Annotated in this window: 13 protein-coding genes; 3 read left to right on the forward strand and 10 right to left on the reverse strand. The window is 60.6% G+C overall.

The window, feature by feature from the left end; all coding sequences use genetic code 11:
- Positions 1-195: 195 nt before the first annotated feature.
- Both HWX48_RS08310 and HWX48_RS08315 read right to left on the reverse strand, forming a co-directional pair.
- A complete protein-coding gene (locus HWX48_RS08310) occupies positions 196-1,431 on the reverse strand; it encodes a type II toxin-antitoxin system HipA family toxin (RefSeq protein ID WP_175956492.1) in 1,236 nt (411 codons plus the stop codon).
- A complete protein-coding gene (locus HWX48_RS08315) occupies positions 1,428-1,715 on the reverse strand; it encodes a helix-turn-helix domain-containing protein (protein ID WP_175956494.1) in 288 nt (95 codons plus the stop codon). Before HWX48_RS08315 ends, HWX48_RS08310 begins: the two co-directional genes overlap by 4 nt.
- Positions 1,716-1,904: 189 nt before the next feature.
- Between HWX48_RS08315 and HWX48_RS08320 the strand changes: the two genes are divergently transcribed.
- The 3 genes from HWX48_RS08320 (at position 1,905) to HWX48_RS08330 (ending at position 4,718) form a co-directional block, all read left to right on the forward strand.
- Positions 1,905-2,369, forward strand: coding sequence for a DUF2218 domain-containing protein (locus tag HWX48_RS08320; RefSeq protein WP_175956496.1), 465 nt, complete (start codon positions 1,905-1,907; stop codon positions 2,367-2,369).
- Positions 2,370-2,487: 118 nt separating this feature from the next.
- Positions 2,488-2,844 (forward strand): hypothetical protein, encoded by a 357-nt coding sequence (locus HWX48_RS08325; RefSeq protein WP_175956498.1) that lies wholly within the window; start codon positions 2,488-2,490, stop codon positions 2,842-2,844.
- 245 nt (positions 2,845-3,089) lie between these two features.
- Positions 3,090-4,718 carry an ATP-binding cassette domain-containing protein gene (locus HWX48_RS08330; RefSeq protein WP_175956500.1) on the forward strand — a complete coding sequence of 543 codons (1,629 nt, stop codon included), beginning with the start codon at positions 3,090-3,092 and terminating at the stop codon, positions 4,716-4,718.
- A 327-nt stretch (positions 4,719-5,045) separates the two neighbouring features.
- Here the strand turns inward: HWX48_RS08330 and HWX48_RS08335 are convergent, their stop codons facing one another.
- The 8 genes from HWX48_RS08335 to HWX48_RS08375 form a co-directional block, all read right to left on the reverse strand.
- Positions 5,046-6,140, reverse strand: a complete 1,095-nt coding sequence (locus HWX48_RS08335; protein ID WP_175956502.1) for a Fic family protein — start codon at positions 6,138-6,140, stop codon at positions 5,046-5,048.
- 206 nt (positions 6,141-6,346) lie between these two features.
- On the reverse strand, positions 6,347-7,540 hold the full coding sequence (locus HWX48_RS08340; protein ID WP_254873031.1) for a siderophore-interacting protein: 1,194 nt from the start codon (positions 7,538-7,540) through the stop codon (positions 6,347-6,349).
- A complete protein-coding gene (locus HWX48_RS08350; protein WP_175956504.1) occupies positions 7,533-8,453 on the reverse strand; it encodes an ABC transporter ATP-binding protein in 921 nt (306 codons plus the stop codon). Before HWX48_RS08350 ends, HWX48_RS08340 begins: the two co-directional genes overlap by 8 nt.
- Positions 8,450-9,616 carry an iron chelate uptake ABC transporter family permease subunit gene (locus tag HWX48_RS08355; RefSeq protein WP_175956506.1) on the reverse strand — a complete coding sequence of 389 codons (1,167 nt, stop codon included), beginning with the start codon at positions 9,614-9,616 and terminating at the stop codon, positions 8,450-8,452. Before HWX48_RS08355 ends, HWX48_RS08350 begins: the two co-directional genes overlap by 4 nt.
- Complete coding sequence (locus tag HWX48_RS08360; protein ID WP_254873032.1) at positions 9,613-10,650, reverse strand: iron ABC transporter permease; 1,038 nt, start codon at positions 10,648-10,650, stop codon at positions 9,613-9,615. Before HWX48_RS08360 ends, HWX48_RS08355 begins: the two co-directional genes overlap by 4 nt.
- Positions 10,651-10,673: 23 nt before the next feature.
- A complete protein-coding gene (locus HWX48_RS08365; RefSeq protein ID WP_175956508.1) occupies positions 10,674-11,723 on the reverse strand; it encodes an iron-siderophore ABC transporter substrate-binding protein in 1,050 nt (349 codons plus the stop codon).
- Between the two features lie 225 nt (positions 11,724-11,948).
- Positions 11,949-12,998, reverse strand: a complete 1,050-nt coding sequence (locus HWX48_RS08370; protein ID WP_175956510.1) for an ABC transporter ATP-binding protein — start codon at positions 12,996-12,998, stop codon at positions 11,949-11,951.
- Entirely contained in the window at positions 12,995-14,668 is a 1,674-nt protein-coding gene (locus HWX48_RS08375; protein WP_175956512.1) for an iron ABC transporter permease, read from the reverse strand. Before HWX48_RS08375 ends, HWX48_RS08370 begins: the two co-directional genes overlap by 4 nt.
- Positions 14,669-14,675 lie beyond the last annotated feature (7 nt).

Raw genomic sequence — 14,675 nt, forward strand, 5'->3', positions numbered from 1 at the left:
GACACTTACGAGGGACGAACACCATTTCGTGAAGCTTTCGAGCTCCTAAGCACGCGGCAGCTAAAGACCTTCGACAAATTTGCTGAGCATCTAGGAGTTCGATGATGTTCCTTATTGATAGCAACGTTCTCATCGCAGCTATGCCTGAACCACAGCATGACAACAAGTCTGCGATCGAGGATGATTCAACCTGCTCTAGTGGAGAAGGGTCCGCACGGCGTTCAGACGCTGAGAAAGAGATTCCTCCATCATCGTGATTTCTCGCTGACCGATTCCCGTCAATGCTGCGATCTGGCGCCATTGTGAAGCTGCTTCAGCCACTTTTTGGATTCTCTCTTTTGCTCGCTCCACACTGAGGCTGCACTCCGCAGCAAAGTCCATCAGCACCTCCGCCTCGTCTGCCAAAGTTTCTGCACCAAAAATCGAGGTCGCACGGGCTTTGTAGAGCTCAGGATTGGGATTCACATCGAACGCGGGACTCAAACGCCAACCACTCTTATCCGCTATAAAGCCATGGTTGCGCAGATGATCGTCCGTGTTTCCAAGGACGATACCAACAACGACCCTGTCAAAGAGCTCATGCAAGTCAGAGCGCGGTTGGGTGGAGATTGCCCGGACAGCCTGCGCAATTTCAAGGTAATCATGTTGTTCGCCGTCTTTGGCACTGAGCGCTGTCAGTGCGCTGATGTAGCCTCGTCGACGCGCGGCACGATCTCGGTCAAATCGACGGAGAAGCAGTACCCCCTTGCCACCTACCGACACGAGCTTTTTCGATGGGGTTTGGACCCCCGCATCCTTAAGAATCTCCAGCGCAACTGCTTCCCATGCCATCACGTCCCATTGATCCGCAGAATGGGGAAACTTTGCTATAGCGAGTGCGCCGTCCTCAAGAAGCACCGACGCCTTTGGTCGAGCTCCCCCCAATCCGGTTGTTCCTGTATCAAGGAGGGCTTTCACGGCCTGCGAAGGATCCAGATCATCAATTATCGCCTCGCTAGCGCGCAAAAGCGCAGGAAGGGAGACGAGTTTGGGCACGGTAGATGGCTGCCCCACATACCCTGCTCCGGAAACATAGAAGCGCAAGGCACCCTGACGGGTATTGTCACTGACTCCCAGCAGGTAATCGACATCGTCCAGTTGACGAGGAGAGCGACCCTCTTCACGCGCGGCAATACGTTCGGCTTTATCGAGGAGGTTCCGTCCCCAACGATCCGGGGCACTATCGCTGAAGGCTGGTAGTAGCCCGTCGAAGTATTGTGCTCCAGCGACGAGTTGCAATGAGGGGTCGATATTCATCCCACCGTGGGAAAGATAGGAGGCCTCGTAGACGAAGGTCGTCGATACCTTACGCCTGTCACGAGTGAAGAAGGCGCGACCGACGAGACGCTCGCCATGATGAACGTCATCTGAATAGATGGCGATCTCAGTCATCGCGCCCTCCTCTTACGTATTGCCCCTGCGCGAAGCCTGCCGATTTCTGAGTTCAATGGATCAACGCTGTCCACAACAGCGTTGAGCTGCCCGAGTGCACGAAGGACCTGGGCCACGTTGGAAAAGCTCACCGAGAGCTCCCCGTTTTCGATCTTGCGAAGAGTCTGCCGAGAGATATCCGCCCGCTCACACACCTGCTGAGCGGTAAGGCCGAGCACCATTCGCCAGGCGCGCACATGCTCACCAAATGCGACAAGTTCACGATCAATATGGAACCCAGACATCGAAACCCCCTATGGCTATTATCCTAGCCATTTCACCCAGTTATGGCCAGGATAGTTGCCATTAGATCGGCAGCTAACCCTCCTTTCACCACCTCCCCACCCGGCATGCACCTACCTTCGAGCGCGATCTCACAGCCACACAGCGGGATCTGCCTCGAACATTCAGGGCACTTAGGTAAGGATTACCTTATGACCTCTGTGACCGTCTCAGCAGCCGCGCCCCTGCACCTCGAATCCGTTGCTCGCGTGAGCACCGAGCGGCCCGCACGCTACGCCAAACAGCTCGTCGCCCATATGGGTCGTAAACTTGAGGCCGACTGGGACGCTGACAGCGAAGAAGGTTTCCTCAATTTCATTCGCAAGGGCGAACTGGCCGCCTCCTGTGCGCTAAAGGCCCAGGACGGCACCCTCGTTATGGAGATTTCGCTGCCCAACTCCCCCGCCGCTGACGATCTTGCCCGCATTGAACAGGTTGTCGGTATTCACCTGGCGCGTTTTGGTTCCAAGGATTCTCTGGCTGTGCAGTGGCAGCGCGAGGACGGCGCCGCAGGCACCTCGCAGGGCCCGATGACCCCCGAGGAAGTCGCCGCCCACCACCGCGCAAAGGAGGAACGTCGCGCCCGCGAGACCATGGCAACACATAGCTCACCATAGTTATCCACAAGGGCTCCGTTCCTTATGCGTTAGCTCTTCAAAAGGCGACAATGGAAGATGTCCTGCGTTACGACGGACACCGAGCACATGTAGAGTTTCGAGCCATTCGGGAGCACCCATGACCAACATGCCGTCAGTCCGTCACTCTTCGCAGCATTTCCTCATCTTCACAACCGATGCGGATTCCAGCATTGAAGTACGTTACGAAGACGGCACCATATGGTTGACGCAAAAGGCTTTGGCAGAGCTCTTCGACGTTGACGTCAGGACCATTAATGAGCACCTGCTGAACATCTACGACTCTGGCGAGCTACCTTCGGATCGAACTATCCGGAATTTCCGGATAGTTCGATCGGATCAACATGCTCTCGCACAATATGCAGCTTTCCGGGAGCAACAAGACCATAACTACGTCAGCGATTACGACCGTTTTGCTGACGAAGCTGTAAAAGCCCTCGAACAAAGGCACCCATAGTCAACGGATTTTCACGATTTCTCCTTAGCCACAGAAGAAGTGCGGATGTCGAAACGAACCGTCGCCGCACACCACCGCGCGAAGGAAGAACGCCGCACACGCGAAGCAGAGGCAAAAACAGTAGAAAACCCCTCCTGAGCAGCACCAAACAAACCTTTACTTGCCGCTATTGGTACTGCTAGGCTCGCCACATGTTCACATGACACGCCATCGCCCTTTCCGTTTTCCACTTCTGGGAGTGCAGTGTGTCAGTCATATCCTTTTCTCAGGTGAGCTTCGCCTACCCCACGATCGACGTCCTCACCAATGTGTCCTTTACCTGCCAAGCTGGGGAACGCCTCTGCGTTGTTGGCCCCAACGGCTCAGGGAAAACTACTCTCCTGAACCTCGCCCTCGGCAGACTCTCGCCTCTGCACGGCACTGTCGACGCGCCCACCCTCGCCAGCGGGGGCGACGCACCAGCAACTGTAGGGGAGACGCTTGCTTCAGCTTGCCAGCACATTATGACCCTTCGGGAAGAGTTCGACGCAGTCTCTCATGACCTTGCGTCATCCTCACAGCCAGCGCTGATGCAGCGATTCGACACGCTCCTCAACGAGATTACTGCTGCAAATGGCTGGGAGCTTGAACGCCGTATCGACCAGACGCTGCACAGCCTTGGCCTGGGTAGCATCGCTCAAGATCGCCCGCTCAGCTCACTGTCGCCCGGGCAGCACGAACGTCTCAAACTCGCAGCTCTTCTGCTGGGCGGCCAAGCCGCACTCGTCCTGGATGAGCCGACCAATCACCTCGATGCCGATGCCCGCGATTTCCTCATCCACACCATGACGGAATGGAGGGGTGCGGTTCTTTTTGCCAGCCACGACCGAGATTTCATTGAACGTGTCGCAACAGGCATCCTCGACCTTGATACCGTCCCGTGGGATGCGATTGCCTCCGCCACCGGGCGCGAGAAGGCCAACGGAATCTACCGATGCGCGGGCAGGTACTCCGATTACTTGCGGGAAAAGTCGGCCGCACGTGCACGCCATGTTCAGATACACGCGCAGCAGCAACGGGAAAAACATGATCTCACACAGCACCGCGCATCTTCTGAGGTGGTTGGCCACCGTCACTTCACACCACGCAGCGAGACACGCGTGTCGAAAAAATTTTACGCGGACCGCGCACAGACCGTGTCCACTCGCCGCATCCGTGACGACTCGCAGCGCCTCGAACAACTCAGAGAAAGCGAGGTACGTCGGCCTCGCTACGAAAGTTTGTCCATCACCCTTCCTACGCCGCGCACTATCCCCGCAGGCATCGTGTGTTCAGTGCGCAATGCTTCGCTTCCCGGACGCTTAGCTCCAACCAGCTTTGAGCTTGGATGCGGCCAACATTTGATGCTAACCGGCCCCAACGGCGCTGGAAAATCAACCTTGTTGCGTTGGATTCATACAGGGACAGCCCCGCAGGAAGCGTCGGGGAGTGTCAACGCTGAAGGGTGCGTATTTGTTCCACAGGAACTACCCGACGAGGGCGAGGCCGGAATGCCCTGTGATGTGTGGAGGGAGGGCATTGGCGAACTCGGGAAGGGTTTCCTTCACCCTCGCCTGTGGACGATACCTTTCGCTCAGCTCTCCGATGGCAATAAACGACGTGTTCAGTTTGCCCTTGCACTGGCTCAACGGCCCAGCATGTTACTGCTTGACGAGCCAACGAATTATCTGGATCTGGACACCATTGAGGCCCTGGAAAAGTCTTTGCTGAGCTGGGAAGGAACGCTCATTCTTGCCACCCATGACCAGTGGCTCATCGACAAATGGGATCAGCTTGGCGAGGGCGACCAGGGCCGGTGGCGCCACATCCACCTTGCTCCTGACGTGGATGGATAGGCAGGCTCAGGCAGTGGCAGGGAAAGGATGCGGATGCCTTTTGCTGCCGAGATACCATGCCTGGGCTCTGCGCCTGGAGTCCCTGCCTGGGCACAGGTTGAGGCCTCAGATCAAGGCCAGGAGCCGAAGCTTGGCAACGCCACGTCTGCTTAAAACCACCCACCCGCTTATGTACTTTTTCGACCCGAAAAGGTACACGTTCGCAGGATATGTACTTTTTGAGAGCAAAAAGGTACATATCAGCGGGACATGTACCTGCGGAGTACATATCGTGCCCCCGCACGAGCAGGACATCAGGACGCGGCACCTCCGCACTCCTACGCCCCACTACGCCAGAGGGGTCTCAAAAAGAGTGTCGAGGAGGGCGTTATTGATGAAAATCTTGCCGCGCCCAATCTTCTCTTCCCCAAGAATTCCTGCACGCACAAGGTCGGACAGCCAGCGCGATGCCGCTTGACGCTGCGCGTACCCTGCTTCCGTAATGTTCTCTATCCGAACATAGGGCTGGGTGAACAGCAGGCGAGCAAGATCTGCTGCGGGCGCCCTGGGCACAAGAGTGCGAATACGCCCTTCCACCTCCGTCTGCATAGCAGTAATAGTCTCGATAAGCTCCAGGGTCCACTTGGCAGTGACCTCGCAAGCTGAGACCATGAACAGAATCCACGGCTCCCACTCATCCCGCTCAGTAACGCCGCGCAAGAGACTGTAGTAATCCTGCTTATGGCGGACGATGTAACCCGAAAGATAGAGCACCGGATCCCTGAGCAGCTCCTTATCCATCAGGGTGAGCATGTTCAGAACACGACCAGTTCGTCCATTGCCATCACTAAAAGGATGGATAGCTTCGAATTGATAGTGCTGTAAGGCCATGACCACCAGCGGATCGATGCCATGATCACGATGAAGGAAGTCCTCCCAGAGACCAAGATGCCTTGTGATGACCTCGCGCCCCTCAGGCGGGGTGTAGATCCGCTCCTTCGTTTGAGGGTTACCAATAAAGGTTCCGGCGTGATCCCGAATACGCGCCTGGATCCCTCGAATCTGGGTGCAGACCTCAAGGGCGGTCGGCACGCCTAGCGGACGCTCGGCAAGTAAATCTGAAGCAATCCGAATCGCCTGCCGGTAGCGCAATGCTTCCTTGACCGCAGGAGTAATTGGCTGATCGGAGGCGTTATGGACAGCGCGAAAAAGCTCGTCATTGGTCGTAACAATGTTTTCGATTTCGCTTGAAGCCTGAGCTTCCAGCAAGGGAATGGTGTTAATAAGGATTGCCGGATCAGGCAGGCGCGAACAAGCGACCTTGAGGGCAGATAGCTCACGACTTGCAGCAATGACTGCTTTGAGGACAGCCGGAGTCTCCACTTCCTCACTCGGAGGAAGTGGAGGGAGGTCTTGGCGAGGAACATCTGGCGTTGTCCACATGGCAACAGTCTAGTCCGATATGTACTTTTTCGGCCCGAAAAGGTACACGTTCGCCGGATATGTACTTTTTGAGGGCAAAAAGGTACATATCGGCGGGACATGTACTTGCGGAGTACATATCGGAGCACACGCGACGATACCCGCGCGCTGAAGGCAGTCAGTGCTCAGCACCCAGTACCCAGTACCCAGTACCCAGCATTCAGTACTCAGCACTCAGCCCGGCCCAGCCTCCAATACCCCATAAAAGCTACTGAACGCCGATCCATCCCCCGCTCAGCCACAAGATGACGACGCAAGGTCTTCACGGCTCCGGCCTCGCCAGCTAGCCAGGTGTATAAAGAAGCGCGTTTGAGCGCGGCCCCGCCCTTCGCATGGCGAGGCACCTCCCACAAAATGTCGTGATCAATGTCGATCTCTTCCACCTCGTGGGCTACACCCGGCGGGGATAGCTCGGCGGCCGCCCGCATCACCTCGGCCACCAGACGCTCACCATGAGGGCGATCACCCCGGCCAAATACACGAACCTCAATGCCGGGATGGGTGGGCAGATACGAACAATCCGCATCCGAGGGCAACTCCACCACAGCAACACCCCTAGCGCTCGCCGGCAGCTCTTCCATCATGCGCGCAATTGCGGGAGCAGCCGTCTCGTCCCCACCAATAAGGAAAGCCTCCGTGAGGGCTGGAGCGATGAAATCTTGCCCACCGCAGTCCCCCACAAAGTAGCGGTTGCGACCCAGGATCATGGCCTCGTCCCCCACGCGCGCGTTGCGAATCCACCGCGCGGCAGGTCCCAACCCACGCTCTTCCGCTTCCTCGTCAGCGGCCTTCACATGTTCGCCCTCATAAGCAGGCTCGCCATGTGCCACGCGCAGCGGAGGGTGGACAACCATATCGACATCAACCTCGCCCCGCTCGTAACGCACGGCTCGTGTGGTGTAGGTGCGGATGACAGGCCGCGTGCTCGGATCCATTGCTCGCCAGGTTCCGTACCAGTCGGGGGTGTCCCACAGGGACGAGGCCCACGCCCACGCCGTCGCGTTGAGATCAAGCATCTGCGCGCCGCCACCATTGGGAGGAGAAGTAGATGCGGTGGTGAAAGTGGAGGCAGTCTCTTGGTGAGTGGCAGTTGCACAACGTGAATCTGGCCCAAGACGCGAAGCAGAGGGCAAGGTGCGAGTCGCGCTTCCCACAGCCTCTCCGCCAGCGGGCAAAATGACCTTAATGCGCTGATCCAGACCAGGATCACCGAAGTGTTCAACATCCTCACCGCGGAAGGTGAAACGACGAATCGACGGGGTGAGGTCCTCAATGGCACTCACCGTCATGCGGAAAAGCCGGAAGGGTGGCAGGTCAGCGGGCGGGCAGGCGTCGAGGGCGTAGCTGGTGGACTCAGTCATTGCCGAAACCTTCCTGTGGCACGCCCTTGAGCGCGAACTGCGCTTCACCTCCGGCCGCATGGTGGCGTCCAATCGGCACGATCAGCGGCGTGCCCGACACGGGATCGGCAATGACCTGCGCGCGCAAGCCCAGCACCGACTGCACCATCTGCGCGGTGACGACCTCGCGCGGGGCGCCCTCGGCCTCAACCTGGCCCTTTTTCATGGCAATAATGTGGTCGGCGTAGCGGGCTGCCAGATTAATGTCATGCAGGACCATGACCACGGTGGTGCCACGCTCGCGGTTCACATCAGTGAGTAGATCCAGCACCTCCACCTGGTGGGTGAGGTCCAAGAAGGTGGTGGGCTCGTCAAGAAGCAGCACATCGGTGCGCTGTGCCAGGGCCATCGCAATCCACACGCGCTGGCGTTGCCCACCGGAGAGCTCGTCGATACTGCGTGTCGCCAGGTCGGCGATGCCGGTGGCCTCCAGGGATTCGGCGACAATCTGGGCGTCCTCGCCGCTCCACGCGCGGAAGAGGCGCTGGTGGGGGTGGCGGCCGCGGCCAACGAGGTCGGCCACCGTGATCCCTTCAGGCGCTAAGGGGTGCTGGGGGAGCATACCAAGCTGACGGGCAAGTTCTTTGGTGGGGATGGCAGTAATCGCATGACCATCAAGGACAGTCGCCCCAGAGATGGTGGGGATAATGCGGGCCATTGTTTTGAGAAGCGTGGATTTTCCGCAGGCGTTGGCGCCAACAATGACGGTGATTTTCCCTGGAGGAATATCCACATTGACGCTGCGCACAACCGGGACATTGCGGTATCCAGAGGTCAGGTCGCGCGTGGAGAGTGCGCGCGATTGAGCACGGTCATGAGGGTGGCCAAGGCGCTGAGCGCTGACATGGCTGGGATGCTGGGCAAGTGCGCTCATGCGCTGGTCCCCTGTCGATTGATGCGGATAAGTTGCGTCAGAAGGTAGGGTGCGCCAATCAAAGACGTGACAACACCAACGGGAAGTCGCACAGGAGCCAGATGCTGTCCAACAAGGTCAGCCCCCAAGACCAGGCAGGCCCCCATAAGCGCTGCAGGGATCAGTGCCGAGCGGTCAACAGGGCCAAGAAGGCGCACAGTGATGGGCCCCGCCAGGAAGGACAGGAAGGCAATGGGGCCGGTGGCCGCGGCCGATGCGGAAGCCAGGCCCACAAGGGCGAGGATAATGCTCACGCTCGCAGCGTTGACGGGAACGCCGAGGGCGGTAGCGGCCTCGTTACCGTGAGCGAGCAGGGACAAGTCACGGCTGCGCCACAGGAGGATGCTTCCAAAGATGATGAGCGCACCCGTCATGAAGGGAACATGGCCCCATTGCGCGGCCGAAAGCGAGCCGGAAAGCCAACGGAGGGCGTCGTTGACGTCGTAGATCTTCGCTTCAAGTTGCAGGTAGGAGATGAGTGAGGTGAACATGGCCGACACGCCAATACCAATGAGGATCAGGCGTCCACCTTGGGCGCTGCCGGTCCCCAGGGTAAGTTGCGGGCGCGGCTGGCCACTTGCTGCGGCCCGCATGTAGGCCCAGAGTGCCCCGAGGATACCGGGGGTTGCCAGTAGATAAATGAGCAGAGCGGTGGTGATACCTGCAATAAGGGCAAGCACGGTGACGCGCATGCCCGACCAGTCCAGCACGAGGATGGCGAATACAGCCGACGCGCTGGCTCCCGAGGTGATGCCGATAATGTCAGGGCTGGCCAGTTGATTACGGAGCATAGTTTGGGAGGCGTGTCCGGCCATCCCCATTGCCATGCCGACCAGCATGCCAAGCAGCGCTTTAGGGAGGCGGATTTCCCCGACCGCAAAGCTTGCGCCAGGCACGTCGTTACCAACAATAACGCCCACTATTTCAACGGGGGTGAAGATTTTTTCACCGTAGGCGAGGGTCATCCAGAACAGAGCAAAGGCCAGGATGGCCAGGCTGATGGTGACAAGAGAGTGACGGCGGGAGCGTCGGCCTCGTTCTACGCGAATGTCAGCGGCGAGGGCGTGCGCGCCGCCCGTTACCTGAGAAGCGGGCGCGCCTGGAGGGAAGGAGGGGGCGCTCATAAGTCACGCACCTTGGTTGCTCGGACAATGGCAATAAGGATGGGGGCGCCAATGAAGGCGGTGATGATGCCGACGGCAACCTCGTTGGGGCGTCCGATAATGCGCCCCGCAACATCGGCAAAAGTCAGGAGGGCGGCGCCTCCGAAAGCACTCAGGGGCAGGATGAGGCGCATGTCCTGGCCCCACAGGGCGCGCAGCGTGTGGGGCACCATGAGGCCGACAAAACTAATCGGGCCGGCCACGGCTGTTGCTGCAGCGCAGAGCGCCACGCCAGCGGAGACGGCAATAATGCGGGTGCGTGCCACATTGACGCCGAGGGCGGTGGCGGCCTCGTCTCCCAGAGCGAGGGAGTTGAGGGCTCGCGCACAGAGGATTCCTACCAGGAGTGCGACGCCGAGTAGTGGGGCAACAGTGCCGAGGGTGTCCCAACTGCCACGCCCTAAAGACCCTGTGTGCCAGTAGCGGAACTCATCTAGTGCCTGGTCCTGGGGAAGGCGAATAGCGGTGACCAGGGAAGATAGCAGTGCTGTGGTGGCAACGCCAGCAAGGGCGAGCTTAATGGGGGTGGTTCCGCCTGGTCCTAAGGATCCAATGAGGTAGACGAAGAAGGCGGTGGTGAATGCGCCCGCTAGGGCCAGCCATAGGGTGATGCGCAGGTCGGAGGTGTGCCACAGGGTCATGCCGAGGATCACGCCCAGGGCTGCGCCGTGGTTGATGCCGAGAATGCCGGGGTCGGCAATGGGGTTGCGGGTGACGGCCTGCATGAGCGTTCCTGAAACACCAAGGGCGGCCCCAACGGCAAGGGCAATAGCGGTGCGGGGGAGGCGTTCGGCAACGGCCAGTGCGGCAACACTGTGTGCGGCATCGGCGGAAGCATCGGTAGTGCCTGGGAGTGGTACGCCGGCGGCGCGGAGTCCGTCAAGGATTTCAGGCAGGGTGACGATGCGGGCGCCGAAGGCGACGGAGCACGCCGCAGCGGCCCCGGTCACCGCGAGGGCAACCAGGACCGCTACGAAAAGACGCTGGATCTTCACAGGCGTTCAGTGGTTAGTAGCGTTCACTTGACCTTGTCTGCTGCTGCGGCGATCTTCTGGGTGTATTCCTCAACGACCCAGGGGATGGACAGCGGGCTGATGCCAACGGCTGCGGAGAATGCGGTTTCACCGTTACCCACGAAAACGACCGATCCGTTCTTGAAGGCGGGGATAGTGCCCAGGAGGGGGTCGGCCTGGTACTTGGCCAGGTCAGCGTCAGAGCCGTACATGACGATGACGTCCACGTCAGAGAGGGTGTCGGCGTTTTCGGCGGAGACTTGAATGTGGAAGTCCTCAGTGGTTTCGGTAGCGGCCGCGACGGAGGCGGGAACCTTCATACCAAGGTCAGAGAGGAATGCGGTGCGGGGGTCGCGGGTGCCGTAGAAGCCGACCTTGGAGAGGTCTTCGGTGGAGCCGTAGAAGAATGCGGCCGACTTACCGGCGAGCTGGGGGTACTTGGCGGCTGCCTCGGCGATCTTTGCCTCGGTGTCGGCGACGAGTGTGTCGCCCTCGTCCTTCTTGTTGATGGCGGCGGCGTTGATGGTGATGAGGTCACGCCAGGGGGTGCCCCACGCGGTGGTGGGGTAGGCGATGGTGGGGGCGATCTTGGAGAGGGTTTCGTACTCTTCCTTGGTGATGCCCGAGTAGGTGGCGAGGATGATGTCGGGGTTGGTGGCTTCGATGGCTTCGAAGTTAATGCCGTCGGTCTCGTCGAAAAGAACGGGGGCTTCACCACCAATGGCCTTGACAGCATCAGCAGTCCAGGGGTGCATGCCTGAATCGTCGGTGACGCCCCAGCTCTGCTTGGCCATGCCGACGGGCATGACACCCAGGGCGAGGGGAACCTCGTGGTTGCCCCAGGCGATGGTGGCGATACGCTCGACCTTTTCAGGGATTTCAGTGGTGCCGTAGGCGTGGGTGATGACGTTGCCTGAGGCTGCAGACTCGGTAGCGCCAGAGGCGTTGGTGTCGGTTGCGGTGGCGCCGGATTGGCTGGTGCCGCCTGCGCAGGCGGTCAGGGCGAGGGTGGCGACGGCCGCGAGGGCGGCGAGGCGGGTGCGAAGCGAGGTCATGGGGCCACTTTCTGCGGGGTGAGTATCTGGCTACCCACCCAAGCAGGTATTTCAGATCTCTCAGTACTCAATGATTGCAATAGGAAAGGCTAGCCTTAGTTAATTCACTTCGCCTCATATCGTCACGCTTTGTGGGACATCCCTCGATATATCCGAACTCACCGTCAGAAAAGCCCAGTATTGCAAGGATTTCCTTGCTTTCAGCTACCCGCCTATCAGCCCAGCTCACACAACAACAGGGCAGCTCGACAGATCCACTTCGAGCTCCACCAACGCCCCCACCAGATCCGAAGCGGCACCCAGATTCGGCAACGCCCTCGCCTTCAGGGTCTTATCCCCCATGCGCACCTCCACCAGGCTATGCCCACGCCCGCCACGCGCATCCACAATGACACCCACCGGGTGAAGAATCGCGCCCGCCTGCCCAGCAGCCGCCGTCATCTCCTCCAGCTCCACCTCCGAGGTCAGCGCGCCGGCCCCGCCCTCGTCAATGACGCGACGCACCCGCACCGAAGCGGGCGCCAGCGCACGCCAACGCCCCTCGCCCACCGGAATAAACGGGCCAAATCCCAAAAAGTCAGCCACATCGCGCCGCCCCGGCGCCGCCCACAACTCCTGCGGCGCGGCCAACGCAGCCAGACGCCCATCGATCATGACGCCAATACGGTCAGCCACGGCGAAAGCCTCGTCCTGATCGTGGGTGACGTAGATGCAGCTCGCGCCGCACTCGCGCAAAATCTGGCGAATCTCACTGGACAGGCGCTCACGCAAGGACCGATCCAAGGCCGAGAGCGGCTCATCCAAGAGCAGCAGTTCCGGGCGTGGAGCCAAAGACCGAGCGAGCGCCACGCGCTGCGCCTGCCCTCCCGACAGGGAGGACACCGAACGGGAGGCATACTCCCCCATGCCCACCACATCCAACACTTCCCGCACGCGCTGGGCGCGCTCAGCGCGCGGAAGGGCGCGAATACCGTAGGCGACATTGCCCGCCACATCCCGGTGAGGGAAGAGCTGGCCATCCTGGAACATCAGGCCAAAGCCACGCCGATGCGTTGGAATATCAACAATGGATTGGCCTCGCCACAGCAGGCCGCCCGCAGCCACGGGCTCAAGCCCAGCCACCGCGCGCAACAGGGAGGACTTGCCTGAACCGGAGGGCCCCAGCAGGGCAACGATCTCCCCGGCGCGGATCTGCAGGTCCACGCCATCAACAGCGATGGTGCTCCCGTAGCGGACCGTGACGCCCTGCAGGCGTAAATCTGGCGCAGTCGTCATGAAAACTCCCCTGCAGTTGACGGGCGGCCTCGCTCAACAAGAACCATCACCGTAGCGGCAATCACCGCCAGAAGAACCGAGGCCGCAACCGCCACCCCCTGCTCGGGGGCGCCCGGGCGCGAAATCAAACGATAAATCATGACCGGCAGGGTCGGAGCCTCCGGCCTGGCCAGGAAGGATGTCGCCCCGAACTCACCCAAAGAGGTGGCGAAAGCAAAACCAACGGCCACCGCGCCCGCCCTGACCAGGTGCGCGCCATCCACAGTGAGCAACACGCGCAGCGGGTGCGCGCCCAGGGCGGCCGCAGCCTCACGCTGACGCGGGTCAATGGCACGCAACACGGGGGCAACCAGGCGCACGACCAGGGGGATTGCCACCACCGCCTGCGCGATCGGAATCAGCAACGCTGAGGAACGCAAATCCAGCGGCGGCCGATTCAAAGTAATGAGGAAACCAAAACCCACCGTCACAGCCGACACCCCCAGGGGCAGCATGAAAGCCGCATCCAGCAGGGCCAGGGCACGTTGGGCCCCCTTGGCGCGAGGCTTGCGCGTCACCACTAACGCCACCAGTACCCCCAGGACGAGGGCGATGGCCGCCGCCTGAGCCGCGATCACCAGCGAGTTCCACGCCGCCTCAAGCGCGCTCACCCTCACTGCCCGAGACAGGTTCGCATTCGCCAGATCCCACCAATTCTGGACGGTGAACTGCCCCTTGCGTTGGAAAGACCGGGCAAGGAGGGCCACCAGTGGCAGCAGAATCGCGCCGCACACCACCGATACCGTCACCGCCAAAGCTGGCAGATCCAGGCGTCCCACGGGATGCTCCACCGCATCCGAACGGAGCTTCAACGCGCGTTCGCCTCGACGGCGGGCCACGCCCGCCATCCACAGGGCGCCGGTGATGACCAGCAGCTGCACGATGGACAAGACGGCGGCCGAACGCAGATCCAGGAAAGCGGTGGTCAGCAGGTAGATTTCAGACTCGATCGTGGCCAACTCCACGCCACCCAGGATCAAGACAATGCCAAAGGCTGTCGCGCAAAAGAGGAACACCACCGACGCGGCCGACACGATTGCGGGGGTAATGGCAGGCAGGGTGACGGTCAGGAAGGCACGCAGGGGTGTGGCTCCCAGGGCGCGGGCGGCCTCAGCCATGCGGGGGTCAAGGCGGGACCACACGGGGCCGACGCTGCGTACCACCAGCGAATAGTTAAAGAAGACCATGGCCGCAATGACGGCTGTGATCGTGCCATCCAGGCCGAGGAATCCCAGCCAGCCGCTGCGCGCCAGCAGGCTGCGGAAGGCCACACCCACCACAACTGTAGGGAGCACGAAAGGCACGGCAACAATGCCGCGCACCACGGCGCGCCCAGGGAAGCGGCAACGGTAAAGCACATGCGCGCCGGGCACCCCCAGCAGCACCGACAGTGCTGTTGCCACGGCTGCCATGCCCAGGGTCAGGCCAATAATGCGCCAGGTGCGTGGGCGGGCGAAAACCTCGTGGAAGGCCGAAAGGTCAAGGGCGCCGGCCTCGTTGGTGAAGCCGCGGGCGACCAGCGTTGCAGCGGGCCAGGCGAAAAAGAGGAGAAGAAAAACGCTCGGGACGAGGACGGCCGGGGACCACCACAGCAGGGTGGTCCAGCGGCGCGCACCTCGTCCCGAGTGCATATCAGTT

The organism is Schaalia sp. Marseille-Q2122 (genome assembly GCF_903645355.1).
GTDB lineage: Bacteria > Actinomycetota > Actinomycetes > Actinomycetales > Actinomycetaceae > Pauljensenia.

Bases quoted from the DNA above. Each gene is read 5' to 3' on its own strand.
- HWX48_RS08310 (WP_175956492.1), bottom strand. From the start codon at position 1,431: ATGACTGAGATCGCCATCTATTCAGATGACGTTCATCATGGCGAGCGT.
- HWX48_RS08315 (WP_175956494.1), bottom strand. From the start codon at position 1,715: ATGTCTGGGTTCCATATTGATCGTGAACTTGTCGCATTTGGTGAGCAT.
- HWX48_RS08320 (WP_175956496.1), top strand. From the start codon at position 1,905: ATGACCTCTGTGACCGTCTCAGCAGCCGCGCCCCTGCACCTCGAATCC.
- HWX48_RS08325 (WP_175956498.1), top strand. From the start codon at position 2,488: ATGACCAACATGCCGTCAGTCCGTCACTCTTCGCAGCATTTCCTCATC.
- HWX48_RS08335 (WP_175956502.1), bottom strand. From the start codon at position 6,140: ATGTGGACAACGCCAGATGTTCCTCGCCAAGACCTCCCTCCACTTCCT.
- HWX48_RS08340 (WP_254873031.1), bottom strand. From the start codon at position 7,540: ATGACTGAGTCCACCAGCTACGCCCTCGACGCCTGCCCGCCCGCTGAC.
- HWX48_RS08350 (WP_175956504.1), bottom strand. From the start codon at position 8,453: ATGAGCGCACTTGCCCAGCATCCCAGCCATGTCAGCGCTCAGCGCCTT.
- HWX48_RS08355 (WP_175956506.1), bottom strand. From the start codon at position 9,616: ATGAGCGCCCCCTCCTTCCCTCCAGGCGCGCCCGCTTCTCAGGTAACG.
- HWX48_RS08365 (WP_175956508.1), bottom strand. From the start codon at position 11,723: ATGACCTCGCTTCGCACCCGCCTCGCCGCCCTCGCGGCCGTCGCCACC.
- HWX48_RS08370 (WP_175956510.1), bottom strand. From the start codon at position 12,998: ATGACGACTGCGCCAGATTTACGCCTGCAGGGCGTCACGGTCCGCTAC.
- HWX48_RS08375 (WP_175956512.1), bottom strand. From the start codon at position 14,668: ATGCACTCGGGACGAGGTGCGCGCCGCTGGACCACCCTGCTGTGGTGG.